Below are 24659 nucleotides of genomic sequence, written 5' to 3' on the forward strand. Positions count from 1 at the left end.
TCAAATGAACAGCTGGATGTTGCCAAAGGCAGCATCACAGTTGAGCAGATCAACCCGCTTCAGCTTAATTTTCAGCTCATCCTCGGCCATCTCAAAATGATGATGAACCGTAGCCGCCAGCAAGAACTGGTCATCGAGCCGCGTCTCCACATAATGAACAGCAGTGCGGGTGATAAACTGGCCCGCCTTCGGATCAAAAGCCTCGATGCTTGGGCGGTTCAAAACATGAGAGCAGCGGCTCTTGGGTTTTTGCGAAAAGGTGCGCAGGCCATTGAGGCGCTCAACACGAAGCTTCCGCAAAAATGCATCCTCATACATAAGCGAGGTCATGTTTTTCGGGTTGTCCTGCTGATAATCCAGCGGCATCCAGTAGTAGCTGTCAGCGCCCCAAAGCTCCAGCCACTCATCAAAGCGGCCTTCATCAATCACCCGGGCTTCATGGTAGACAAAGTCGGTCAGGTCATCACGCGTCGGTAAGGTCACGAGCTTCGGCCTCCATGCTTGCAACAACAAACTTCTTCCAGGCATGGAACTGATTGCGCATCTGGCGTTCCGTTGTCCCGTTCTCAACGGCTTCTTCATCCAGGTCTTCGTCAGCATCATAAAGGCGCTGCACATTCACCCACTCAAGCTCCTGAGAATGCAAGCCTTCCTGAGCGCGCTCATACATCTCCAGATCATCGTGCCCCACAATGGAGGTTGGCGCGTTGATCAGGCGGTTGTACATGGCCGTGCGCTCAAGCAGCATGTCCGGTGCATCAACAAGGCGGAAGATATAGCTTTCAACCAGCGTCTTATTGGCGGCTAGTGGAATGAACACACGCAACTGTTGGATAGGGCCTTTGATCATGATGTTCGGAAAATAGACCGTGTTATGCCGGTTTTCACCCAAAATAGCCTTGGCACGTTCTTCGCCATAGGCCTCCACCATCATCTCCAGATAGCCCGGAATAGCAGAGTAATCCGAGTGAATGGAATGATGCACACCTGTATGACCATGACCATTCGGCCAGGTGCGAATACCCATATCCTCAAAGAACTCGTAGGGCGACATGAATGGCGCAATCACCTCCATCGCCATAGGCGTTTTGGTGTTCTCGTCCTTGTCTATGCTCTCCCAGATCTCAACCGCGGTGCCAGCGGAACTTTCATGAGCAACCATCGGGTGACAGGTGTCTGTCTGGTTATCGACCAGCATCTTCCAGTTGCAATTGTGCATGTAGCGCAGCGGCGGGCCAGCCACCTCCAGCTTACCAATCGGAGAGCGGTCCACCATATTGTCGAGAGAGGAGAGGGAGCCGCCGAAGTACTCCTCAAAGCTGATGCCCTCTTGGTTCATGCGCACAAAGATAAAGCCGCGATAGTTCTTCACCGCACCCACAGGCGGCAGACCGCTTTGCCCAGCCTCGCTCTGCTCAAAACCGGTGTCTTTGTACCCCTTCTTCAGCGGGATCGCAAGCAGCTTGCCATTGGTGCGGAACGACCACGCATGGTAAGGACAGCGGAAAAACTTGCCCGTATTGCCTGTACGATCAATGACGATCTTGGTGCCTTTATGCGGGCAGCGATTGTGCAGCACATACACCTCGCCATCCGTATGCCGTGCCAGCAAAATAGGCTGAGCAGCAACATCGGTCGCGAAATAATCACCAGCATTGGGCACCTGACTTTCATGCCCCACATAAACCCATGTGGAGACAAACAGATGCTTCATCTCCAGGGCAAACACTTCATCGTCGATGTAAAGATCACGATGAACCTCAGCGGGGCGCACAAGGTTGGCCACCGCCTGCGGGTTATCTTTGTATTTCATGGTCATAAGCTCCCCTCCCAAAAAGCTTAGAGCGCATACTGACCGGAGCTAAAAATGCGTCCCTCCGGAAAATACGCGAAATTATCTTTTACAAATCCAGCACCAGTCGTTTGGACTTGGCGCGCGATACGCAAATATGCATCACGTCACCAGCCGCTTTCTCATCATCACTCAGCACCACATCCCGGTGGTCTGGCTCACCCTCAAGCACATCCACCTGACAAATCCCGCAGTCCCCGCGCTGGCAATCGTAAACAAGGTCTACGCCGCCGTCTTCCAGCACATCCACGATGGATTTATCCTGTGGCACCCAAAACACCTCGCCAGAGGATTTCACCTCCACCTCAAACCCGCCGCTGGCATCATCGCCTGAAGATGCAGGGCTAGCAAACAGTTCAAAGTGGATCTGCTCTTTGCCAAAGCCAGCAGTCAGCGCCGTCTCGCGCACGGCTTCAATCATCCCCTTCGGGCCACATACATAGATATGGCTGCGAGTATCGAGCGTTGGAATGAGAGCGCCTAGATCCAGACAGCGCTCAGGATCGTCATCACTATGGATGTTCAAAGCATCACCGCAGAGGTCTGCAAGCTCATCCCTGAATGCCATCCCGTCCAGCGTGCGGCCAGAGTAGTGCAGGGCATAGGCTTTGCCTGCGCGCTTCAACGCAGCAGCCATGCTGATGATCGGCGTCACACCAATGCCGCCTGCAATCAAAACAACCGGTCTGTCGTCTTCAATCAGCGGAAAATCGTTCTTTGGTAGGTCAACCTGAACAGCGTCGCCCACCCGCAAAGAATGCATGTAAGCCGAACCGCCACTTCCGTCTTGCTCCAAAAGTATACCGAGCGTGTATCGCTGATTCTCGTAGGGTAAGTTTTCACCAAAATCGATCAGAGAATATTGACGAGAAGAACCATCCTTAAGTTGAACTGCGATATGTGCACCAGCTTCAAATTGCGGAAGCTGCGCATTATCTTCGGCTTTGAGAACAAACTGTTTGATTTTTGGGGCGGCCGTCCGAACCCCCTCAATAATAAGTGTTTTCATGCTTTTTGGCGTCCTCCCTCAGAGCCAAAACAAGGAGAGTCTCCTCTCGCATAAATGAGAAATATAATATGCGATATCATATAAAACAATGTCAATGCATGAACTGGAAATAGTTTCCATTTCATATTTGTGCTTGATTAACCCACGGTATGTGTGCACATTTTTCTCATTCATCCTGTATTCTCTGGGGAGGGAGAACATGAATAAGAAACTCAAGATATTTGCAGCTGCAACTATTACCGCGCTCTCTGTCAGCGCATCTGCCATGGCGCAGGAAACCGTATTGCGCATGTCCAGCTGGCTGCCGCCGGCACACCCGATCGTAAAAGGAATGATGGTGCCTTGGGCGGCCAAAGTGAAGGAAGTCACAGAGGGACGCGTCTCTGTGCAAATCCTCGACGCACCGCTCGGCCCGCCACCAGCTCACTTTGACCTCGCCGCAAACGGCATTGCTGATCTCACATACGGCGTGCACGGTTACACACCAGGCCGCTTTAAACTCACACAGATTGCAGAACTGCCATTCCTTGCAACGGACGCCACCAGCCTGTCCGTTGCCTACTGGCGTCTCTATGAAAGCACGCTGGCAAAAGCCAACGAGCACCGTGGCTCAAAGGTTCTGGGCGTCTTCACCCACGGTCCCGGTCTGCTTTACACAACCGACCGTGCCGTCTCACCTTTGAGCGAGCTGAAAGGCGCAAAGATCCGCGTCGCCGGCAGCATCACCAACCAGCTGGTTCAGGCTATGGACATGGTCGCCATTCAGGCACCAGCACCGCAGTCCTATGAGATCCTGTCTGGCGGCATTGCGGACGGCATCGTGTTCCCGACTGAATCCATCCCGTTCTTCAAACTGGATGGCTTGCTCAGCAACGGCCTGCGCGTAGAAGGTGGTCTGTACAACGTCTCCTTCTTCTTCATCGCCAACAACGCCAAGTTCTCCAGCTTGTCAGAAGCGGATCAGAAAGCCATTGAGGCCATCTCTGGTGAAGCCTTCTCCCGTCTTGCGGGCGCTGCATGGAATGCTGCGGATGCATGGGGTCTGGAGCAGATGGAAGGCAAAGTGACCATTCACGATGCCACCGCAGAAGAGCGTGCTCAACTGGAAGAAGCCACCCGTCCAATGTTTGACGGTGTTGCCAAATCCTACGGCGAAAAAGGCATCGACTTTGAAGTTGCCATGGACATGCTCCAAAAAGAAGTTGCAGCGGTTGCCTCTGAAAAATGAGTGGGAATCTGGTTGATCTAGCAGCGCGCGCCCGACGAAAGCTTCGTTCGGGCGCCTCTGTGCTCTGCGGAATACTGCTTCTGGCGCTGGTCGCTGTAACGGTCATTGATGTGATTGGCCGTTACCTGTTTTCAAGTCCATTGCCCGGAGCGCCGGAATATACAGAACTGCTGCTCATGGCGGTGATCTTTACAGGCCTTCCAGCAGTGTGTCTGGATGATGGACACATCACGGTAGACCTGTTCACCTCCAAATTCAAAGGCGGAGTAGCCGCCCTGCAAATGTTCTTTTCACGCATGTTTGTAGCTGTGGTCCTGTCCGTTGTGGCCTGGGAGCTCTGGCAACACGGAACGCAGCTTGCGAGTTATCAGGAAGTGACGGTGTATTTACGCATCCCTCTTGCTCCATTTGCAAAAGCAGCCGGTGTCATTTGTGCGTTTTGCGCATTCATCACATTCGTGCTTGCTGTCCTGAGAATTCCTAGAGGTGTTGGGGGCGGTTCCTGATGGAATGGTATCTGGGTCTTGCCATTCTGATGGCATTGATTTTTGTAGGCGTGCCAATTGCTTTTGCAATGGCTGCCGTTGGTTTTTTCGGAGTTGCGTCCATCATTGGATTGCCTCCTGCATTTCACCTTGTCGGACAGGTCTATTTTGACAGCGGTCGAAGCTACACCCTGTCGGTCGTGCCCCTGTTCCTGCTCATGGGCAATCTCATCGTCCAGTCTGGCATCGCCAGTGACATGTATACGGCGGCAAACGCATGGCTGAGGCACCGTAAGGGCGGTCTGGCCATGGCAACCATCGTGGCCTGTGGCGGCTTTTCCTCAGTTTGCGGATCATCTCTGGCGACCACCGCAACCATGGCACGCGTCTCTCTGCCAGCCATGCGCCGGTTTGGGTATTCGGACCGCTTGGCAACATCTTCCATCGCAGCAGGTGGAACGCTGGGTATTTTGATTCCGCCCTCCGTCATTCTTGTCATCTACGGCATTCTCACACAGCAAAACATCGGCGCGCTGTTCCTGGCTGGCATCCTGCCGGGCCTTGTCGGTGTCATCGGCTATATGCTTGCCGTGCGCTTGTCGCTCTTCATGTTTAAGGAGGAGCTGGAAGTTCAGAGCAAACTGCCCCTGATAGAGCGGATCATCGCTCTGCGCGGTGTGTCGTGGGCATTGCTTTTGTTTGTCTGCGTGCTGGGGGGCATCTATCTCGGCGTCTTCACAGCCACTGAAGCGGCTGGCATCGGAGCAGGCGGAGCGCTGGTTCTGACCGCAATGCGGGGCAAACTAACCTATCGGGAGACGCTCAACACCCTGTTTGAGACAGCCAAAACCACAGCTGTGATGTTCTTCATTCTGTTCGGGGCTCTCTATTTCCTAAACTATGTGAACATTTCCGGTCTGACGACGGACCTGCGCACATGGGTAAATGCCCTTGGCGTCGGGCCCTATGCCATCATCACCATGATCGTGCTGATCTATCTGGTGCTGGGGTGCTTGCTGGAAAGCCTGTCCATGGTCACGCTCACAGTGCCGATTCTCTTTCCAATCGTCACAGGTCTTGGGTTTGACCCAATCTGGTTCGGTATCTTCGTCATTATCGTCACGGAAATGAGTTTCATCACGCCTCCAATCGGCATGAACGTGTTTGTTATGCGCTCAGTTGCGCCTGAGGTGCCGGTCGAAAAGATATTTGTCGGTGTAGTTCCATTTGTTGCTATGGATGTTGTGCGCTTGATCCTGCTAATTGCAGTTCCGGGACTCGCACTTATCATTCCGTACTCAATGTAGCGCGGCAAAAACAAAAGAAGAGGCTGGCCGGTGGACGCAGACCTGAATGAAATCGACACGTATGAAAAGGAATCCGGCTTTGTAGACGGGTACCTTTTGTATCTGCTGGCATCGGCAAGCCATCTGGCAAGCGGGCAGTTTCACGAAGAAATCCGGGGCGCAGGCGTACGTGTCCCGGAATGGCGCGTACTGGCGTGTCTTAGAGACAATGACGGCCAGATGGTCACTCAGTTGGCCCGCTTCGCTTTGATGGAGCAATCTCACCTCACCAAAACCATCGATCAGATGACAGAAAGAGGGCTGGTGACACGCCGCTCTGATGAAGCAGACCGCCGCCGTGTCCGCATCTTTTTAAGCGAGAAGGGCAGGGAACTCGCCGGTCAACTCGTCACGCAGGCCAGTGCTCATGAAGAGCGGTTGATCCGTCAGCTTGGCATGAATGATATTACGCAGGTGAAAGGTTTTCTCTCTCGCATGATCGAGACTCTCGAAAACAATGAATGATCACATATTTGCGCTAAAATCTACAGGATTGCAGTTGATATAAATATGTAAATGCATATAATCATTTTCAAGCTCTACGAGAGAGGTGGGGCTTGTTCAAAAAAGAAAGAGTGCACCACATGAACGAGATTCTCGGTGATCAAGCTCCCGAAACTGAACAGGACGGACAATACTCAAAACCTGTATCCACGCCGAGAACTCTGGGAGAGGTCGGGCTGGGCCATTTTGCGCCCTATCTGATGAACCGGATTATGGGCAGATACAACGAGAGTCTGCGCGAAAAACTGAGCAGATCAGGGTTGTCGGTCGCCAAGATGAGAGCACTCGCTGTTCTGTCAGTCGTGGACGGGCTGATGATCAACGAACTCTCGGTTTATTCGGTGATCGAACAATCGACTTTGAGCCGCACGCTGGATGCGATGGAAAAGGAAGGCCTGATCCACCGTAAAGCGAGCGAGCAGGACAACCGCGTGCGCCATATTTTTCTGACTGAGGCTGGACGGTCTGCCTTTGCTGAAATGTGGCCGCATATGCGCGATGAATACAGCACAATGTTCACTGGCGTCTCGCAAGCCGAGCATGACGCCTTTTTGGTGACACTGCGCAAGGTGCTGGCAAACATACGAAAGCACGACTTCTAGGGCGCGTTTTTCTTCATTGAGCTCGCACCAACTGGATCTGTCATGCTTTCTGGGGAGAGAGTATGGCAGAAAGATCTTTTGTCAAAGAGGTCGAAAAACTTCGCGCAGGTGAGGGCGAAGTGTTCCGCGGTGAAGGCATTCTGGCCATCACCAAAGCACTGCTGGAAAATGGCGTAGGCTATGTTGGCGGCTATCAGGGCTCGCCAATCAGTCACCTCATGGATGTTCTGGCTGATGCGCAGGATATTCTTGGCGAGCTGGGCGTGCACTTTGAAGCCAGCGCCAGCGAGGCTGCCGCCGCCGCCATGCTGGCCGCGTCCGTTCACTATCCCATTCGCGGCGCAGTCACCTTCAAATCGACAGTCGGCACCAACGTTGCCTCTGACGCATTGGCAAACCTGTCGTCTGGCGGCGTCACGGGTGGTTCCCTTGTTATTGTCGGAGAAGACTACGGCGAAGGCTCTTCCATCATGCAGGAGCGCAGCCATGCCTTTGCAATGAAAAGCCAGATCTGGCTGCTTGACCCTCGTCCCAATCTGCCGTCCATCGTCAAAGCCGTTGGCGATGGGTTTAAGCTATCCGAAGCCTCCAACACACCGGTTATGCTTCAGGTGCGCATCCGCAGCTGTCATGTCCATGGTGAGTTCACCACCAAAGACAACCAGCGCCCATCCATGAGTGTGGTAGACGCGCTGGAGAATCCAAAGCGTGACCTGAACCGCATTGTCTTGCCACCAGCCTCCTTCCTCCATGAGCAGGAGAAGGTAACAAAGCGCTTACCTGCCGCGCTGGATTATATTCAAACGCATAAATTGAACGAGCTGTTTGGACCTCAAGGCCGCAATGTCGGGATTATCCTGCAAGGCGGTATGTATAACGGCGTCATCCGCGCATTACAGCGTTTGGGCCTTGCCGACATCAACGGCGAAACGCAAATCCCGCTCTACGTCATGAATGTAACCTATCCGCTTGTTCCAGCTGAAATCACCGAGTTCTGCCGCACCAAAGAGGCCGTGCTGGTGGTGGAAGAGGGCTATCCTGATTATCTGGAGCAAGCCGTCGGCGCCATGCTGCAAAAGGAAGGCCTCACCACCAAACTGGAAGGGAAAGGGCCATTCCCCGAAGCTGGTGAATATACCGGACAGGTGATGCTGGACAGCATCCAGACCTTCCTTGCAACCCACTGCGATGCGTTGCCCGGCAAAGGACGCGCACCAAACACACCTGGAGCCCTGCCAGATATCAAAGAGCTGCAAGAGGTCGTTCCCATGCGCCCGCCCGGGTTCTGCGTGGGGTGTCCGGAACGCCCAATTTTCGCTGCCACCAAACTGGTGGAAGATGAACTTGGCCCGCATCACATAGCTTCCGATATCGGCTGCCACCTGTTCTCCATCATGCCCCCTTTTGGCATTGGCTCCACCACCATGGGGTATGGACTAGGCCCGGCCTCGGCCTCTGCATTCAACACAACAAAAACGGATCGCAGGTCCATCTCGTTCATGGGAGACGGCGGCTTCTGGCACAATGGCCTGACCACCTCTATCGGCAATGCGGTCTTCAATCAAAATGACGGCGTGATCGTCATTGTCGACAACTACTATTCAGCGGCCACAGGCGGGCAGGACATCCTGTCCTCAAGGGCAAACAACAAAAGCAAGTCCACCAAACACCCGATTACCGAAGCGGTGAAAGGCGTCGGTGTCAAATGGGTTCGTCAGCTTGACCGCACCTATGACGTCACCCAGATGCAATCAATCCTGAAAGAAGCGTTGACCACCGATGTCAAAGGACCAAAGGTCATCATCGCGTCTTCAGAATGCATGCTCAACAAACAGCGCCGCGAAAAGCCGATCATCAATCAGGCCGTGAAAGAGCAAAAGCGCGTCGTCAAAACCCGCTTTGGTGTTGATGAAGATGTCTGTACAGGGGATCACGCCTGTATGCGCTTATCCGGCTGCCCGTCGCTGACAGTCAAAGATCTGGACGACCCGCTGCGTGATGATCCCGTCGCCCACATCGACCAGAACTGCGTTGGTTGCGGCAATTGCGGAGAGGTTGCGGACGCCGCCATCCTCTGCCCATCCTTCTATCAGGCCGACACCATTCACAACCCAGGTAAATCCGAACGCTTCTTCAGTAAGATACGCGGTCGCATCATTTCCGCGCTGCAAAACTGGCGAGAGCGCCGATCTCTGATCATTGAGGAGGCATAAGTATGGATATCGACACTCAATGGCAGGCCTTGGGAACAGGCGAGGATGAAACCCGCACCATCACGAAAATCGCTATCTTCGCCGTTGGCGGGCAGGGCGGTGGTGTCCTCACAGACTGGATCGTCAGCTTAGCTGAAGCCAATGGCTATAAAGCCCAGTCCACCTCTGTCGCAGGTGTCGCCCAGCGCACGGGCGCAACAATCTATTACGTCGAAATGGCACCTGATACTGGCAAAGCCCCTGTCTTCTCCCTCAGTCCAGCGCAAGGCGATGTTGACATCGTCATTTGCGCCGAACTCATGGAAGCAGGCCGCGCTGTTATCCGTGGTTTCGTAACTGCTGATAAGACGACACTCATTGCTTCATCTCACCGCATTCTGGCGGTCTCGGAAAAGATCGTGCCGGGCAAAGGGGAGCAGGACAGTGATGTCGTCCTCTCTCGTCTCGGAAATGCCTCCCAAAAACTGGTCGCCTTCAATATGGAAGAGGTCGCCGCAGACAATGGCAGCGTGATCTCCTCCAGCCTGTTCGGCGCACTTGCCGGTTCCGGAGCACTTCCGTTTCCCAAAAGCACCTATGAAGACACCATCCGCAAAGGCGGTAAAGGCGTCAAAGCAAGTCTGGCCTCTTTCAATGCGAGCTTTGATCATGCCCAGTCATCAGCTGCTGCTGGAAGCGCTGGTACCAGACGACCAGAACAACCCAAGCCTGAAAAGGCACTCACAGTCCGCGGACCTGAGAAAAAACGCACAGCCTGGCAACTGCTTTTATCCCGCATTGAAGCGCTTCCAAAACAGGTTCACGAGATGGCGCTGGCAGGGCTGCGTAAGACCGTTGAGTTTCAGGATCTGGAATACGGTGAGGAGTATCTCAATCACCTCGAAATCGTACTGGCAAGTGATACCGAAAATGGCAACTGGGAATTCACCAGAGTCGCGGCCAAGTATATCGCAAATGCTATGTGTTATGACGATACGATCCGTGTTGCCGACATAAAAACGCAAAAAACACGTTTGCAACGCGTTGAAAGGGAAATTGGGTTAGGCGCAGAAAATCAGCTGGAACTGACAGAATATCTCCACCCACGCATGGAGGAAATCTGCGGAACTCTGCCAATTTGGCTCGGTAAATGGATTGAAGCCCGTCCTAAAGTGTTTAGCTGGCTGGATAGAAGGGTGAACAAAGGGCGACGCATAAGAACGCACTCCGTCCGAGGCTTCCTCAGCCTCTGGCTCATCAGCAGCCTGAAACCCTGGCGCCGCAGTTTTCTGCGCCATGAAATTGAAACAGAACATCTCCAAAACTGGCGGGATCTTGCGATAAAAACCGTGCACTCAGACTACGATCTGGCTGTTGAGATCCTCACTTGTCGCCGGCTCATCAAAGGATATTCGGACACACATAAACGCGGGTACTCCAAATTTGACCGGGTTCTTTCCTCTCTCACACTCCTGAAAGACAGAAAAGACGCCGCAGATTGGCTCAGACGTCTCAGAGAAGCCGCGCTTTTGGATGAAAAAGGCGAAGCCTTAGAAGGTGCATTGAAGACAATTCAAACCCTCTGATTGAAAACAGGGGGAAAGAATGTCGCATTTGAAATTTTTCCTCCGATTATAATTAATGTATGCATTTGTGTGCCTTAGCGAAAATACGGTGTTTTTCCAGGCGCACAAAGTGCGCGTGCAAGGGGCATATTGTCATCATTTGAGGACAGGTGAACGCATTAGATTCAGGCATACACCTGAATGCAATTTTACTTATGCGAATTACTCAAATGACGCCAAAGTACCTCTAGGTCAGTGATATACGCTTGGGAAACAGTGTGTTGACTGCATATATTAGAATGCGCGTATATTGCGTGAGCTGCAGGTCTGACGAAGAGCCAAAGCTGATTAATAGGAGTTCGGTGAAAAATCCTATTTAATATAATTATTTACAGCGCCGCGGCAGATTGTTGCACGTGCACTAGGGTCTCGCGCTATTAAACTGAAGTCGTATTCAGTATCGCTGCGTTATTATGGCGCGCAGGATGTGTATTAAAACGTATGGTCTTAAAATTTTAACATAAGTATATCAGGTCCCCGTCCTAGAGAGATTGGGAAATTCTCCTAGGGCACATGAGTGGCACATGGGGAAATAAAAGAAATGTCAAGCATCAATGCGACCGAAGTCGAAGTCGCCCCGAAAGAAACGGTTAAATATACAAAAGAAGATCTTACTTGGTCTTTGTCCATGTTCGGTACCGCCGTCGGTGCCGGTGTTCTGTTTCTTCCAATCCGTGCAGGTCTTGAAGGCTTCTGGCCGCTGATCCTGATCGCAGCTCTCGTAGGTCCAATGACCTACTTCTCTCACCGCGCACTGGCTCGCTTTGTTCTTTCCTCCAAGAACAAAGATGCAGACATCACCGACGTGGTTGAAGAACACTTTGGTAAAGCAGCAGGCTTGCTGATTACCTTCTTCTATTTCTTCGCGATTTACCCAATCGTGTTGATCTACGGTAACGCGATTACCAACACCATCGACAGCTTCATCGTCAACCAGCTGGCAATGCCTGCAGTTCCACGCTGGCTCCTCTCTGGTATTCTCGTTGCAATGATGATGGGCGTAATGATCCTTGGTCGCCGCCTGATGCTCGTCGCAACTGAGCTTCTGGTGTACCCACTGGTGATCATCCTGTTCGGTATGTCTGTATACCTGATCCCATCCTGGTCTTTTGAAGCCATGAGCTTTGATATGATCCCAGAAACCGGCACTTTGTTGACAGTGGTGTACCTCACCATTCCAATGCTTATCTTCTCCTTCAACCACAGCCCAGCCGTCTCCTCCATGGCTCTGGCTCAGCGCGAAGCACATGGCGATAATGCGGTGGCAAAGTCCGATATCATCCTGAAGCGCGCATCTGTGATGCTCCTCGGCTTCGTTATGTTCTTCGTATTCAGCTGCGTTCTTGCACTGACACCTGAACAGCTGATGGAAGCAAAACAGCAGAACCTGCCAGTCCTGTCTTACCTTGCAAACGTGTTTGACAGCCCGCTGATCTCCTTCATGGGCCCACTGGTTGCGTTCCTTGCAATCTTCTCTTCCTTCTTCGGTCACTACCTTGGCGCAAAAGAAGGTCTTGCAGGCATTGCTAAGAAAGCTGCTCCAAAAGCTGTTGAAGGCTTGGGCGAAAAGAAATTCAACACACTGCTTGTTGCATTCTTCTTCTTCTCCGTCTGGGGTGTTGCAATCATCAACCCATCCGTTCTTGGCATGATTGAAGGCCTGGGTGCTCCGTTCATCGCAGCAATCCTGTTCCTGATGCCAATGTACGCAATCAAAAAAGTCCCAAGCATGAAGAAGTACGACGGTGCGCTGTCCAACATCTTCATCACCATCATGGGCATTGTCGCAATCTCTGCGATCGTAAAAGGCCTCTTCTAAGAAGGCCAACTAACAAAAATAAACCGGTGTCTTCGGACACCGGTTTTTCTCTCCCACTGAGGTTCACGTTATGTTCAGCGTTTTTGACATCTTCAAAATCGGTGTAGGTCCATCCAGCTCCCACACAGTCGGGCCTATGAAAGCGGCAAAGCAGTTCATTGATAGCCTGCGTGCTCAGGATAAACTGCGTGATGTGACGCGTATTGCAGTTGACATATACGGCTCTCTGTCTCTGACAGGCAAAGGCCACCACACAGACACAGCAATTATTATGGGGCTTGGTGGCAACTCTCCGGAAACCGTTGATATTGACAGCATTCCAGAGTTCATTCAGCGCGTAGAACAAACCGGTCGCCTCCCGGTTGGCATGCATTGCCACGTGGTTGACTTCCCGAATGATGCAATCACATTTAATCGTCCAGCACTTGAGTTGCATGAAAACGGCATGTCCATCCATGCCTTTGCAGGTGGAGAAAAGATCTTCTCCAAAACCTACTATTCCATCGGCGGTGGGTTCATCGTGGATGAAGAGAATTTCGGTAAGGCTTCAGAAAACGAAGTTTCGGTGCCTTATCCATACAAATACGCTTCAGAATTGCTGGAGCATTGCCGCCAAAACGGTATGAGCATTTCCGCGCTTGTTCTGGAAAACGAAAAAGCATTCCGCAGTGAAACAGAACTGCGTGAGAGCTTTGGTCGTATCTGGAATGTGATGCGCGATGGCATAAAGCGTGGCAGCAACACGGAAGGTCTGCTGGCGGGTCCGCTCAAAGTCCCACGCCGTGCAGCAGCACTACGCCGTCAGCTGACGGCGACAGAGCGCAGCAGCAACGACCCGATGGCGACGGTTGACTGGGTCAACATGTTCGCGCTGGCCATATCAGAAGAAAATGCAGCAGGTGGCCGCGTTGTAACAGCACCAACCAACGGTGCAGCAGGTATCATTCCTGCGGTTCTCGCGTACTATGACAAGTTTATTGAGCGTCTTGAGCCTGAGCACTACACAAAATTCTTCCTCGCCTCAGGCGCCATTGGAGCGCTGTATAAGACCAATGCATCCATCTCCGGTGCAGAAGTTGGCTGTCAGGGTGAGGTTGGTGTTGCGTGCTCCATGGCAGCAGCAGGCCTTGCAGAGCTGCTGGGTGCGAGCCCGGCTCAGGTCTGCATTGCAGCTGAAATCGGTATGGAGCACAATCTGGGCCTCACATGTGACCCTGTTCTCGGGCAGGTTCAGGTGCCTTGCATCGAGCGCAACGCAATAGCCTCTGTCAAAGCGATCAACGCAACACGTATGGCTATGCGCCGAAACTCAGATCCATGTGTTTCTCTCGATAAAGTCATCGCGACCATGTACGAAACCGGCAAGGATATGCTGGCAAAATACAGAGAAACCTCACAGGGTGGTCTTGCGCTTAAAGTGGTGCCGGTCGCAGCAGAGTAAGCAGCAACCAATGTGTTTAAGATAGGAAAGCTGGCCTTTAGGTCAGCTTTTTTTGTTTTGCTCAGCCATTTTGCGGAAACACTTAAAACTGCAAGAACACTCGGAACGGGCCACTAACCCATGTTTGGTACTCCCAAAAGAAAAAAGGGAGAAACCCATGAAATCCTTGCTACTGGGTGCAACGATCATCGGATTGGCCATGCCGACAGCCTTTGCTCAAGACAAGCCTGTCACGATCGTCAGTTACAACGTGCAAAATCTCTTCGACACCATTGATGATGAGAACAATCCACGAGATGACACCTACCTTTCCAAAGAAGCAAAAGAAGCCCGTGGTAAGGATCATGAAGACGCGTGTGAAAGCTATAATGATAAAGGTTCTCACTATTACAAACAATGCATTGAGCTGAACTGGGGCGAGGAAAGCTACAAGCAAAAATTGATGACACTGGGCGCTGTCATTCGTTCCTTCCCGGAAACACCGGACATTCTGGTTTTACCTGAAACAGAAAACAAAAAGGTGCTTGATGATCTGGTCAATAAAGCACTGGCCGGTCTGGACTACACCTCAGTCATTCAGCTGGACACCTCCAACAATGAGCACAATCGCGGTATCGATGTTGGCATCATCTCGCGCTTGCCGCTTAAGGGGGAGCCAGAGACAATTAAAGTGTTCGGCGAAGATGGCGACAATCCCCACGATTGCCAGCCAACGCGGGATATTGTGAAAGCTCAGTTTGAGATGCCAGACGGCGAAACAATGTACGTCTTTGGTGTTCACTTTCCATCTGGCGCGGCCTACCAATGCCGGAAAGATGCGATGGAAGTACTGAACAAGGAGCGCGCAAAGCTTCCTGATGACGCAAATGTGGTTGCTGCTGGCGACTTCAATTTCAATTGCACAGACATTCAAAATGGTGAGTTTCAGGCCCTGGCGAGAGAAGGGAACTGGAGTTATCCGCCTGAGATTGTCGGCTGTGCAGCCCCGGGCAGCGCATTTTACTATAAGGATCAGAGCTGGTCCTTCCTGGATATGATCCTCGTTTCTGGTGCATTGCGTCCCGATCAAGACAGCAACAGTACATGGTTTGCTGATTTGGGCAGCTTCCACACAGTTGTCACGCACCCGAGCCAGTACGCACAGGATGCAAGAAACAGAGTACGCCCAAAGCGCTTTAATCCCGACAATAATCAGGGCGCCAGCGATCACTGGCCAGTCCTGATGCGGTTCCTGAAACGTTTCTGATAGCCGCTTACAACACTGCAAAAAAAGAACCGGCCTGAAAGTTCAGGCCGGTTCTTTGCTGTTTAAGTTACGGGGTGGATCAGGTCTTATAGAGCTTCAGATCTGCCGTGATTTCACGGTGTACGAGCTCAATTTGAGCTGACATCGCATCAACAACGGCTTCCATCTCTGAATGACGTTGCCCTGCTGACCACTTCTCGATCTTGGGGTTTTCCGGCTTGTCTGTCACCGGAGAGTAGGCATCCAAAGCCTTCTTCAGGTTATCCAGCTCTGTATCAACCTGTGTGGCATAATCAAACACCGCTTTCATACCATCCGGTTTGCTCAGTTGCTCATCCCGCACCTCTGGGTACTTGAATGGATCGCCATTACAAAGGTTATGCAGCTCCTTGATGGAACGATCAATGTTTGGTGTCAGACAACTGTCTCTGGCCATTCGTGGATAGGCTCGCGTGGTAGCTGCCTTCTTGAACAAGAACCAGGACTTCAGGGTCAGATCAGGCGTACAAGGATGCCAGTTCTCCACCTTTGGCACTCGGCGCAGTACAACAGGATCATCGCTGTAAAGCGTCTCAAAGTACCGCACAACTGCAGAACATACATCTGTGCTGGAAACCAGCACCTCCGGCGTCAAACCACTGTTCCGGCCAACCTGGCGGGCAATGGGGTCTTTTTCCTCCACAATTCCGTAGGCGAGCACACACTTGGCAAGCGTGGAATTGCCTGCAATCGCAGCACGTGCCGCTTTACGGTTTGCAGGGTCCATCCGCGCTTCTTGATACTTCTTCCAGCCATAAATAATCTTCGCGCGGCCATAGGTTTTATAACCGAAATCAGATAGCGCACGGCCCATGTTCATACCTGCCGAGATGCCGGCAGAAGCCTGTGTTGCATCAGCCAAGCGTGCAATTTCAGCGGCAACACCAACAACGGAGAAGAAGGTGTTCAGCGTCTTCTGGCTCACCTGAATAGCGGCCTGTGTATGTCGCTCTTTGATGGCATGATAATAGACCGAGTTACTTGCTTCAGCCATGTTGACGTTCTTGCGCCATTTCTCGACCTCAGCAGATTTCTTCGCCAATGCGATTGCATCCATGGTCAATTTTCTGATCGCTTCTGCAAGGCCTGTTGCTGGGAAGATCGTTGTGACAGCCTTCACACCACCACTCGCAATGGTCTCGATCATCTTGATCTTCATTTGAGAGGCTTTGATATCAGCAAGCAGAGTGTCGATGGCCTTCAAAGATTTCTCAACGGCCTTTTCATCATTCGGATCATCAGGTGAGGAAGCTTCTGCAATAAGATCTTGCAGAGCTTTGTGCTCCTCGTCTGCGCGCTTCTCGATTTCGTCCATGTAAGCCTTGCGCTCTTTAGGATCAGCAAGCTTTTCCTTCAGACTAGCAAGTGCATTGCCTGTTTTTTCTTCTTCGATCTTTTTCAGCGCAGCTGCTGTATTCTTCTTGACGATCTCAGCGTCTTTTTCATCGCGGCCTGGCTTCTTGAACTTATCGAGACCGCCGGTCAGCAAAGCGTTGACATTTGCCATGATGTCTTCGTCAGAAAGAAGCTCCATGCTCTTCTCAACGCTCTGGACACCCGCGCTTGGACCAGCAAGTTTCAGCTTTTTCTCAAGAATTTGCTGCGGTGTCAGGCCTTCAGTCTCAGCTTCGCCTTCTTCTGTCAACTCACCTTGATCTGGCTGAATCTTGCTCGTGATGGCATCACCAATGGCATCAGAACCAGTAGCACTGGCGAGGTTTGCCAGGCCTCCTGTGAGGGCTTCTGCAAAGGCTTGATAGTCGCCATCAATCAACGCTTTTGTCGCTGTACCGGCATCAGTCGTTGCAATCATTGCAGCTTTAAGCGCTTCACCAACAATCTCGGGAGTGGTGGATTCCGTACCGCTCAACTGCGAGCCTGACGAAATTGCCGTGGAGAGGGAATCTGCCAGGGTTCCGATGATGGACATCACCGCTTCTTGCTTGGCGTCTTTGTCAGGAGCTTGTGTAGCCTGCAAAATTTTCTCTGAAACGCGCCCGCCAGCCATAGCAACATCAATCAGGCCAGAAACACCTTCAAAGATATTGCCGTGGTCATCCTCGCCTTTGCGGTCAGACGCGGATTTGTCAAAAGCAGCGCCAGCAGAGAGAACCTTTTTGATCTCTTCACCAATCATCTCGCCAGCTTCGTTCGCAAAGCTCAGCTTATCTGCGGCTGTTTTGCCTTTCTGCTCTGAAAAGACAATACCTTTTTCCGCAGCTGCAAGACCGGTGTCGAGCAATGTAGTCGTTGCAGTAAACAACGCACGCTGTTCAGCCACCCAATTGGCGTCCTTTGAGAGATTTTCTCCCAGCGAGTTTAAAGCTGAATCAATATTGGTTACCTTCTGAAGCTGATCTCCATACTTCCCGGCATCTTTTGCTGCTTTGATGACATCCTCTGAGCTTGCATTCGCATCCATTCCAAGCGACTTGCGCAAATCGCCTGTTACCTGGCCTTTCTGGTTGTTCAGGACATCCTGTTTGGCAGAAATCTGGTCTTTGTCAGGCGCATCACCCGCAACTGTATTCAGATTGGCCAGAGTGATTGCATTGGATCCGATAGATGAGGCAAGCGTCACGACATCACGCGCAAAACCAATGGCTTCTAATGTATTTTCGTGTTTGGAAGCGGTTTCGCTATGTTCATCAAGCTTTTGCTCATAGATTTTTGCACCACCCTTGAACATCTTCTCAAACTGGCTGTAGCGGGAAGGGACCAGGTTTGATGGAATGATCCCTTCACGAACCAGCGGAGTCCAGAGTTCGCGTGTGATGTCCTCTTCAGAAAACATCTCGTTGCCATCTTTATCTTTGGCCGCAATCATCTCGGCTTGTCGTGCCAAAATGCGTTCAAAGGAAGCGTTGAGCTTCTTCAAAGTCTCAGCATTAATTGCCCCGCTATCGGCACGAATATCAGCGCGGGTGTCAATCTCTGTCTGCATATCCCCGGTCATCCAGGGCATTTTAGTACCCGAGCCGGGGAGCTTGAACCATTTTTCATTCCGCGCCAGCGTTACTTCAAAGTTCTGTGCCTCGCGAATGGTTTCTTTGTCTCCATCCAGCTTGGTCATAATGTCATTCAATCGTCCAGCTTTGGCTGCAACACGTTCGGCATTTTGTTCAAAATTGCCGGCGCCTTGTTGCGCTGTTTTGAGCCAATCGAGCTGTTTTCCGGTAAGGGGCATGACAAACTCCAACGTGTTCAGGAGAACGGGTTAAGAACTATAAGTCTTCACATCTGCTCTGGCATCGCGGAGGATCAACGTTGCTTGTGCTCGTAAAGAATCCGCGACTTCCATCATTTCGGTATGTAATCGGCCACCCGTCCAAGCCTGTGTCTTCTTGTCTTTTGGTTCAGCAGTGACTGGGCGATATCCCTTGAACTCCAGTTCAAGAGTCTCAAGATGCTTTTGAACATCCTGAGCATAGGTCAGGATCTTTTCCTGCCAGTTATCTTCGGAAATCATGTCATCCCGAACAGAAGGGTAGTTGAACGGATCTCCACCACACAAGGTGTGCAGTGCCTTCAAAGCTTGCTCGATAGCTGGCGTCTTACAGCTTTCCTTAGCCATCAAAGGATAGGCTTTCTTGGTCGCTGCACGTTTAAAGCTGAACCAACTCTTGAGTGTCAGATCCGGTGTTCCAGGGTGCCAGTTTGCAACCTTCGGAACACGCCGCAAGACGACAGGATCTTCACTGTAAAGCGTCTCAAAATACCGCACAACCGCAGCACAAACATCACTGTTTGATACCAAGACCTCGGGTGTCAAACCGCAGTTGCGTCCAACTTGCTGTGCGATCGGGTCCCGTTCTTCAACAATGCCGTAGGCAAGCACACACTTGGCAAGTGTCGAGTTCCAAGCAATGGCCTCGCGGGCCTTCTTGCGGTTCTCTGGACTTTTGCGGGCATCAAGATACTTCCGCCATCCAAAAACGACCTTAGCGCGTCCGTAAGTTTTATAGCCAAAATCAGAGAGCGCCTGACCCATGTTCTTTGCAAGAGAAAGCCCCGTAGAGGCTTGCGTTGAATCGGCCAGACGCGTGGCCTCTGTAGCCACGCCAATGATAGATAGGAAGGTATTGATTGTCTTCTGACTGACTTGAACCGCGGCCTGTGTATGGCGCTCCTTACAAGCGTGGTAATAGGGCGAATTGGCGGTTTGAGCCATTTTCACGTTTCTGCGCCACTTTTCAACTTCAGCTGCTTTCTTACCAAGAGCAACTGCGTCAAAGGCAAGTTTTCTGCAAGCCTCAACCATGCCCGTTGCCGGAACAACACGCACCAGAACCTGAACACCACCCTTGGCAATCTTTTCAATCAGCTTGTATTTCATTTCAGAGGCTTTGATGTCAGCAATCAGTCTTTCGACCGCTTCCATTGATTTCTGAAGAGCCTTCGTGTCTTCAGGATCAGGAGGAGGGGAAGCCTCCTCGATCAGGTTTTTCAGCGCTTTTGTTTCTGCTTCCACATCCGCTTCGAGCTTTTCCATAAACTCTTCGCGTTCTTTCTTGTTGGACTGTTTCTTCTTAAAATCGGCAAGTGCGTCCCAGGATTTCTTCGCTTCCATCTTCTGAATGGCAGCATTCGTTCGCTTTACCGTTTCAGCATCCATCTTCTTCTTGTCATTTGCCTCACGGAAGGCATCTTGCATTTCACGCATATTATTCGTGATTTTGTGCAAGTATTGTGGATCTTGAAAACCATCAAGAAACGCCTCGCGCTCCGTTCGTTTAAACGTACAACCAGATCGTTCCAGCTTCCGATCCATAAGTTCGCGGGCTGAGAGCTCACTAAGTTCTTCCTTTTCCTCATCAGTGTTGAGAGGAAGATCAGGCTTGGCCATTGCGGCAAGGGGGCCCGTGGTAGCAGAAGAAGCTAGCTGCATTAAACCTAGAACAAGGGATTCAGAAAAGGCTTTGTAATCCTTATCTTTGAGCGCTTTAACAGCAGTGCCGGTGTTGACACCTAAGACAAAAAAAGCCTTGATTGAAACACCAATCAGTTCGGTCTGGTCATTCTCATTTCCAGGACCAGGCCCAGGATCACCGTAGGCATATGCTTTGCTTTCATCCTTGAGAGTCAGTGCAGAATCTTGTTTACCCGTATCGACATGGCCTTGAACGTCACCTGCTGCAAAAAAAGCCTCAGCAAGGGAGTCTGCGATAGAGCCGGCAATTTGCAAAACTGCATTCTCTCGCTCTTTGTTCGTTTTTGCTTGCGTTGCTAAGGCAATCTTCCGCGCAACTTGGTTGGCTTCAATAGCGACACTCACAGCACCTGCGGCATAAGAAATATTCTGGAGCGTATCCTTATCTGCAGCGCCTTCAAACTCTATCTGGTCTGTGGTTTGGTGCTCTTCTTGCTCGTAGGTTTTGCCTGTTGCTTCCAATGCAAGCTTAAGTTGGCCAGCAACGATATCAGCAGCGTCTTGGGCAAAGGCGAGTGTGTTTCTTGCGTTCTTTTGTCTCTCCGAAAACTGGATACCTTTTTCTGCCATGGCAAGACCGCCATCCAGCAACGACGTGGACATCGTCAGTAAAGCTTTTTCCTCTTCGAAAAGCTTGTTTTGCCCCATTAGCTGCTCAACGAGCTGTGATTGGGCTGCTTCTACATTCTGGTAGCTTTTGATCTCGCAACTATATTCACCACGTCGGGCAGCTTCTTCCAGCACCTCTGCATCCGAAGTGTTTGCACCCATTTTGAACTCAGTCCGAAGGTCTCCGGCAATCTGACCCTGCTTCCCCTTCAGAACCTGACGTTTGGCTGCAATTTCGCGTTTTTCTGCTAGTGAACGAGATTGGTCTTCAAAGTTGGCAATGGTCAGTGCGCTACTGCCAAGACTTCCGGCCAGTGAGACGACATCACGGGCAAACCCAATGGCTTCAAGCGTGTTCTCATACTTTGAAGCCGTTTCACTATGTTGCTCCAGCTTTCCCTCATAGATCTCAGAGGCACCCTGGAACATCTGCACAAATTGACTGTATTTATCCGGCACAATGTTGGAGGGAATGATCCCTTCGCGAACCAGCGGAGTCCAAAGTTCCCGGGTGATATCTGCATCACTGAAAAGCCGTGTCTTCCCATCCTTCTTCTTCGCCGCAATCATTTCTGCCTGCCGCTCGAGGATTTTGCCGAAAGCGGCATTGAGCGCATCAACATTTTCAGATTGAATGAGAGGCGTTTCAGAAGTCACGTCCGCGTAGGAATCTACCTCGGTTTTCATATCACCGGTCATAAAGTCCATTTTGCTTTTTTGCAGCTTGCGCTTAAAAACATTTGGACTTCGGGCGAGCTCAATTTGAAAATCCTGAGCTTGGTGAATAACCGACTTATCTGCATCCAATTTAGCTAAAATATTGGTCAGTTCTGCAGATTTCTTCTCTTCGTTTTCACTATCAGATTCGAAGTTCTCCACGCCGCCTTGAGCCTGTGAGAGCCAGTCAATTTGAGACGGAGTTAACGTCATGATAAACTCCAGTGTGGGATCGTTTTCGATCCTTCTTGTTGTATCTTAGCCACCAAGAGAGAGCAGCTTCACTTCCAGCTGAATCAGCTCAGGACGCAGTATGTTCAGATCATTCGGCAGATCGCTGAAGGGGTGTCGCATATAGAGCTGAATAGCCTGACTGTTGTCCAGTTGCGCAATCAGTGGCCGCACTTGCCTTAGGGCATTTTCGCGGGCTTTCTTGCGCTCTTTCAGGTCTTTTGATTTGTCAGCAATAGCTGCAACTTGCTTTGGCAACTCTGCAAGGGCCAACGGTTGAGAAATGCACGACGAGAACTTTCGCAAAGCAGCGACATCCACCGCTTCTTCACCGGCATCCTGCTTGTCTTTCACTGCATTGACAAAAGAGCTGTCGATATACTGCTTGGCTTTGATCAGGCGTGCGATGCATTTATCAGAAAACGTTGAGATGTCTCTCGCAATGTCCTCTCTGAAGCCCGTAATTTCACCACGCATTGCATCCAGAGCACCTTCCAGCTCTTTCAGTTTAGCAAGGTTTTCTTTGTGCGTATGAGAAGCGTCAGACTGATCTTCCAGCTCCGCGATTTCCATGCGAAGTTCTTTCAAACGAGATGTATCAAACTTGCTGGGGTCAACGCGATCAACACCCTTGTAGTAAGCAAGGATACGCTTGATGGAGATATCTTTCGACGTCATCATATCCAGCTCATCTTTAAGCGGGCCGGATTTGGTGAGGAAGGCGTTCTTAGCTTCCTTCTGATCTTTCTGTCGGGCAACACCCTTCTTGTAATCGACTTCCAGTTTTTTGAAGTACTTCAGCTCTGCCTTACTGAAGCGATCTGCATCTGTGATTTTCTCGCCTCTCTTCTCCATCTCAGCAAGCTTGTGAAGATGGCTCAACTGGCCTTCCAGTTCGTGGACAAAACGGTCAACGCGGAAGATCAGGCGGTTCGCCAGATCAAGTGAATGAGCCAGTTCGTCATTTGTGGTTGCGTTGTAGGCAAGGTCTTTCGCTTGATCGAAAAAGACATCCAGATCACCATGATATTGCTTGATCTCATCTGGCGCGAATAGAGAACCAACCATCTTGGCAAGGCTGGGATCTGCTTTCCCCATTTGTGCGAGCAGTTTTGGGATCTCTGTAAACTGGTTCTCGATGATCTTAACTTTGGTGTCGAACAACTCTCGGTTTTTGACGGCCTTACGAACACCTTCTTCGAGTGGGTGTAATTGCTTGGCCTCCATTTCAGTGCATGAAGCCAGCGCTTTTTCGATGTTCATGGAGAGGGCTTCTTCTTCCAGTTCATCGATGTCATCCGTGAGGCGCAACCGTTCTTCGATGTAATAAGCACCTTCCTTGCCTTTCGAGATCTTGTCGATTTTCTCGCGTAGCTTATCTAGGTTTTTAGTCAGCTTTTTATAGGCACCGGGATCCTTCTGAATGCCGGAAAGGATGGCTTCAGCTTTCAGGAACTCCTCAACAGCTATATCTTCCACACCTGTCACACCGGATGCTTTCAACTCATCAAGAAAGTCAAATGTTTGAAGAAGACTGTCGATGGTTTTGCGCGGAATTTCCTTCGCATCTTTGGGGCGACGTGGAATTTGGATCATCACGTCCTGATTCAAGCCAGGGACATCTCCCGCACGCTTGATCGCACGACGTTCATCAGGTTTGGTGACCAGATTTCCCTGCTTGTCGTAAAGGACCAGTTTCTTCAAATCATCGCGGAAGCGCTCTGTACGCTCACCAAGTTGCGCCGCATCCCATCGCGCTTCTTTTCTCATGCTGTTCTTGTGTGCTGCGGAGGCCTTGAGAGAACTAAGCAAACTGCGAATGGTCGGGACCGTTCTTGAGGCGTCCGACATGTAATTATCAAGTGTGGTTTCAATGTCGCCAGCAGCGTCCGCAACACCGGAGTTGCGCAAACTTGTCGCCAGCTTTTGAATATGGTTCTTGAGCTGATCAAACTCCCCAACCGCAGCCATGGCCATCTCATTCTCATAAAGCAGGATTTCCCAGGCAGGATCGTCTTTGGGCACCTTCGCTGCTCTGACGTCCTTCAAGGTTTTTCCAAGGCGTGTTGCTGGTCCGGAAAATCCAATACCGGTCATCGATTTGATACCCTGACCAACTTCCATGACATATGGCTTCAACTCAGCCGGAACAGGAGGTTCTGCTGGTTTGCTCTTGGCCGCGGCTACAACGCCTTGCCAAAGCGTCTGCATATCATCAACGGTGGATTCGGCATCTATTAGGCTGTTATGTGCACCATCCGTATCTTTGGTTTTGATCTCCAAAGCAGCGGTTTGAATGAGCGCTTTCGCATTTTCATAGCTTTTGTCAAAAGCAATTGCTTCGCTTGGATAATTTTCAAAATCTTTTTTATGTCCATAAATAGAGTTGAGACGTTCCAGAAGCTGCTTACTCTGGCTTGCAAGCGCTGCCAGAGCATCTGCATCGGTGTCTTCATTCTCATGAACAAAATGGTCTTTAACGTCGGCTTTTAACTCAGAGAGTTGCGCGGTGACATCTTTGAGCTTTTCATCACTCTCTGCTTTTATGCGCTCAGCAGTTGCTTCTGTAACAGCCGCTTCAACTTTTTTGTCGTCTTCAGCTTTTGTCTTAGCTGTCGCCTGTGCAATCTCTTTCTCTTCTTTTTCTTTGATTGCTGCGGCTGTCTCACGCTCAGCCTCATCCTGTTCCTTAAAGGCCCAGCCGAGTGCTCTATAAACTGATTTCACCCACTCAAGTTGTTGGGGCGTTAGTTGATCGTCAGACATTCGAGGCTCCAATTGGTT

At 51.1% G+C, this 24659-nt stretch carries 16 protein-coding genes; 10 read left to right on the forward strand and 6 right to left on the reverse strand.

The annotated features are described in order from the left end of the window. The 3 genes from PsAD13_RS14500 to PsAD13_RS14510 form a co-directional block, all read right to left on the reverse strand. A complete protein-coding gene (locus PsAD13_RS14500) occupies positions 1 to 483 on the reverse strand; it encodes an aromatic-ring-hydroxylating dioxygenase subunit beta (protein WP_063310949.1) in 483 nt (160 codons plus the stop codon). Continuing rightward, positions 464 to 1819 (reverse strand): aromatic ring-hydroxylating dioxygenase subunit alpha, encoded by a 1356-nt coding sequence (locus tag PsAD13_RS14505; RefSeq protein ID WP_063318602.1) that lies wholly within the window; start codon positions 1817 to 1819, stop codon positions 464 to 466. Before PsAD13_RS14505 ends, PsAD13_RS14500 begins: the two co-directional genes overlap by 20 nt. Positions 1820 to 1901: 82 nt before the next feature. After that, a complete protein-coding gene (locus tag PsAD13_RS14510) occupies positions 1902 to 2861 on the reverse strand; it encodes a PDR/VanB family oxidoreductase (RefSeq protein WP_063318603.1) in 960 nt (319 codons plus the stop codon). A 199-nt stretch (positions 2862 to 3060) separates the two neighbouring features. On the opposite strand from PsAD13_RS14510, the gene PsAD13_RS14515 reads away from it, so the two are divergent. The 10 genes from PsAD13_RS14515 to PsAD13_RS14560 all read left to right on the forward strand — a co-directional run bounded on the left by PsAD13_RS14515 (position 3061) and on the right by PsAD13_RS14560 (position 15349). Continuing rightward, the gene (locus tag PsAD13_RS14515) at positions 3061 to 4089 is read left to right on the forward strand and encodes a TRAP transporter substrate-binding protein (RefSeq protein ID WP_057465278.1); all 1029 of its coding nucleotides are present in this window, start codon (positions 3061 to 3063) and stop codon (positions 4087 to 4089) included. Further along, the gene (locus tag PsAD13_RS14520) at positions 4086 to 4595 is read left to right on the forward strand and encodes a TRAP transporter small permease (protein WP_063288523.1); all 510 of its coding nucleotides are present in this window, start codon (positions 4086 to 4088) and stop codon (positions 4593 to 4595) included. Before PsAD13_RS14515 ends, PsAD13_RS14520 begins: the two co-directional genes overlap by 4 nt. After that, positions 4595 to 5881: a TRAP transporter large permease gene (locus tag PsAD13_RS14525; RefSeq protein ID WP_063288524.1), complete on the forward strand. Its 1287-nt coding sequence runs from the start codon at positions 4595 to 4597 to the stop codon at positions 5879 to 5881. The genes PsAD13_RS14520 and PsAD13_RS14525 overlap by 1 nt, the downstream gene beginning before the upstream one ends. Before the next feature lie 30 nt (positions 5882 to 5911). Beyond that, on the forward strand, positions 5912 to 6385 hold the full coding sequence (locus PsAD13_RS14530) for a MarR family transcriptional regulator (RefSeq protein WP_063318604.1): 474 nt from the start codon (positions 5912 to 5914) through the stop codon (positions 6383 to 6385). A 119-nt stretch (positions 6386 to 6504) separates the two neighbouring features. Next, on the forward strand, positions 6505 to 7026 hold the full coding sequence (locus PsAD13_RS14535; protein WP_082830504.1) for a MarR family winged helix-turn-helix transcriptional regulator: 522 nt from the start codon (positions 6505 to 6507) through the stop codon (positions 7024 to 7026). A 62-nt stretch (positions 7027 to 7088) separates the two neighbouring features. Then, positions 7089 to 9239, forward strand: coding sequence for an indolepyruvate ferredoxin oxidoreductase subunit alpha (locus PsAD13_RS14540; RefSeq protein WP_063318605.1), 2151 nt, complete (start codon positions 7089 to 7091; stop codon positions 9237 to 9239). Positions 9240 to 9241: 2 nt separating this feature from the next. After that, positions 9242 to 10804, forward strand: coding sequence for an indolepyruvate oxidoreductase subunit beta family protein (locus tag PsAD13_RS14545; protein ID WP_063318606.1), 1563 nt, complete (start codon positions 9242 to 9244; stop codon positions 10802 to 10804). A gap of 580 nt (positions 10805 to 11384) precedes the next feature. Beyond that, the gene (locus PsAD13_RS14550; RefSeq protein ID WP_057465273.1) at positions 11385 to 12662 is read left to right on the forward strand and encodes an aromatic amino acid transport family protein; all 1278 of its coding nucleotides are present in this window, start codon (positions 11385 to 11387) and stop codon (positions 12660 to 12662) included. 70 nt (positions 12663 to 12732) lie between these two features. Continuing rightward, a complete protein-coding gene (locus tag PsAD13_RS14555) occupies positions 12733 to 14103 on the forward strand; it encodes an L-serine ammonia-lyase (protein WP_063291931.1) in 1371 nt (456 codons plus the stop codon). A gap of 157 nt (positions 14104 to 14260) precedes the next feature. Next, positions 14261 to 15349, forward strand: a complete 1089-nt coding sequence (locus PsAD13_RS14560; RefSeq protein WP_063318607.1) for an endonuclease/exonuclease/phosphatase family protein — start codon at positions 14261 to 14263, stop codon at positions 15347 to 15349. Between the two features lie 79 nt (positions 15350 to 15428). Here the strand turns inward: PsAD13_RS14560 and PsAD13_RS14565 are convergent, their stop codons facing one another. From PsAD13_RS14565 to PsAD13_RS14575, 3 genes are read right to left on the reverse strand one after another with little or no spacing between them, the layout of a single operon-like run. After that, positions 15429 to 18575, reverse strand: a complete 3147-nt coding sequence (locus tag PsAD13_RS14565; protein WP_063318918.1) for a hypothetical protein — start codon at positions 18573 to 18575, stop codon at positions 15429 to 15431. A gap of 30 nt (positions 18576 to 18605) precedes the next feature. Next, complete coding sequence (locus PsAD13_RS14570; RefSeq protein ID WP_063318608.1) at positions 18606 to 21857, reverse strand: hypothetical protein; 3252 nt, start codon at positions 21855 to 21857, stop codon at positions 18606 to 18608. A gap of 45 nt (positions 21858 to 21902) precedes the next feature. Then, positions 21903 to 24641: a hypothetical protein gene (locus tag PsAD13_RS14575; protein ID WP_063291934.1), complete on the reverse strand. Its 2739-nt coding sequence runs from the start codon at positions 24639 to 24641 to the stop codon at positions 21903 to 21905. Positions 24642 to 24659: the final 18 nt, after the last annotated feature.

Origin of the sequence: Pseudovibrio sp. Ad13 (assembly GCF_001623225.1) — a bacterium.
Classification (GTDB): domain Bacteria; phylum Pseudomonadota; class Alphaproteobacteria; order Rhizobiales; family Stappiaceae; genus Pseudovibrio.

Coding starts and splice junctions, on each gene's coding strand:
- PsAD13_RS14565 (WP_063318918.1), bottom strand. CDS start 18,575: ATGCCCCTTACCGGAAAACAGCTCGATTGGCTCAAAACAGCGCAACAA.
- PsAD13_RS14515 (WP_057465278.1), top strand. CDS start 3,061: ATGAATAAGAAACTCAAGATATTTGCAGCTGCAACTATTACCGCGCTC.
- PsAD13_RS14560 (WP_063318607.1), top strand. CDS start 14,261: ATGAAATCCTTGCTACTGGGTGCAACGATCATCGGATTGGCCATGCCG.
- PsAD13_RS14575 (WP_063291934.1), bottom strand. CDS start 24,641: ATGTCTGACGATCAACTAACGCCCCAACAACTTGAGTGGGTGAAATCA.
- PsAD13_RS14570 (WP_063318608.1), bottom strand. CDS start 21,857: ATGACGTTAACTCCGTCTCAAATTGACTGGCTCTCACAGGCTCAAGGC.
- PsAD13_RS14555 (WP_063291931.1), top strand. CDS start 12,733: ATGTTCAGCGTTTTTGACATCTTCAAAATCGGTGTAGGTCCATCCAGC.
- PsAD13_RS14550 (WP_057465273.1), top strand. CDS start 11,385: ATGTCAAGCATCAATGCGACCGAAGTCGAAGTCGCCCCGAAAGAAACG.
- PsAD13_RS14510 (WP_063318603.1), bottom strand. CDS start 2,861: ATGAAAACACTTATTATTGAGGGGGTTCGGACGGCCGCCCCAAAAATC.
- PsAD13_RS14540 (WP_063318605.1), top strand. CDS start 7,089: ATGGCAGAAAGATCTTTTGTCAAAGAGGTCGAAAAACTTCGCGCAGGT.
- PsAD13_RS14525 (WP_063288524.1), top strand. CDS start 4,595: ATGGAATGGTATCTGGGTCTTGCCATTCTGATGGCATTGATTTTTGTA.
- PsAD13_RS14545 (WP_063318606.1), top strand. CDS start 9,242: ATGGATATCGACACTCAATGGCAGGCCTTGGGAACAGGCGAGGATGAA.
- PsAD13_RS14535 (WP_082830504.1), top strand. CDS start 6,505: ATGAACGAGATTCTCGGTGATCAAGCTCCCGAAACTGAACAGGACGGA.
- PsAD13_RS14520 (WP_063288523.1), top strand. CDS start 4,086: ATGAGTGGGAATCTGGTTGATCTAGCAGCGCGCGCCCGACGAAAGCTT.
- PsAD13_RS14505 (WP_063318602.1), bottom strand. CDS start 1,819: ATGACCATGAAATACAAAGATAACCCGCAGGCGGTGGCCAACCTTGTG.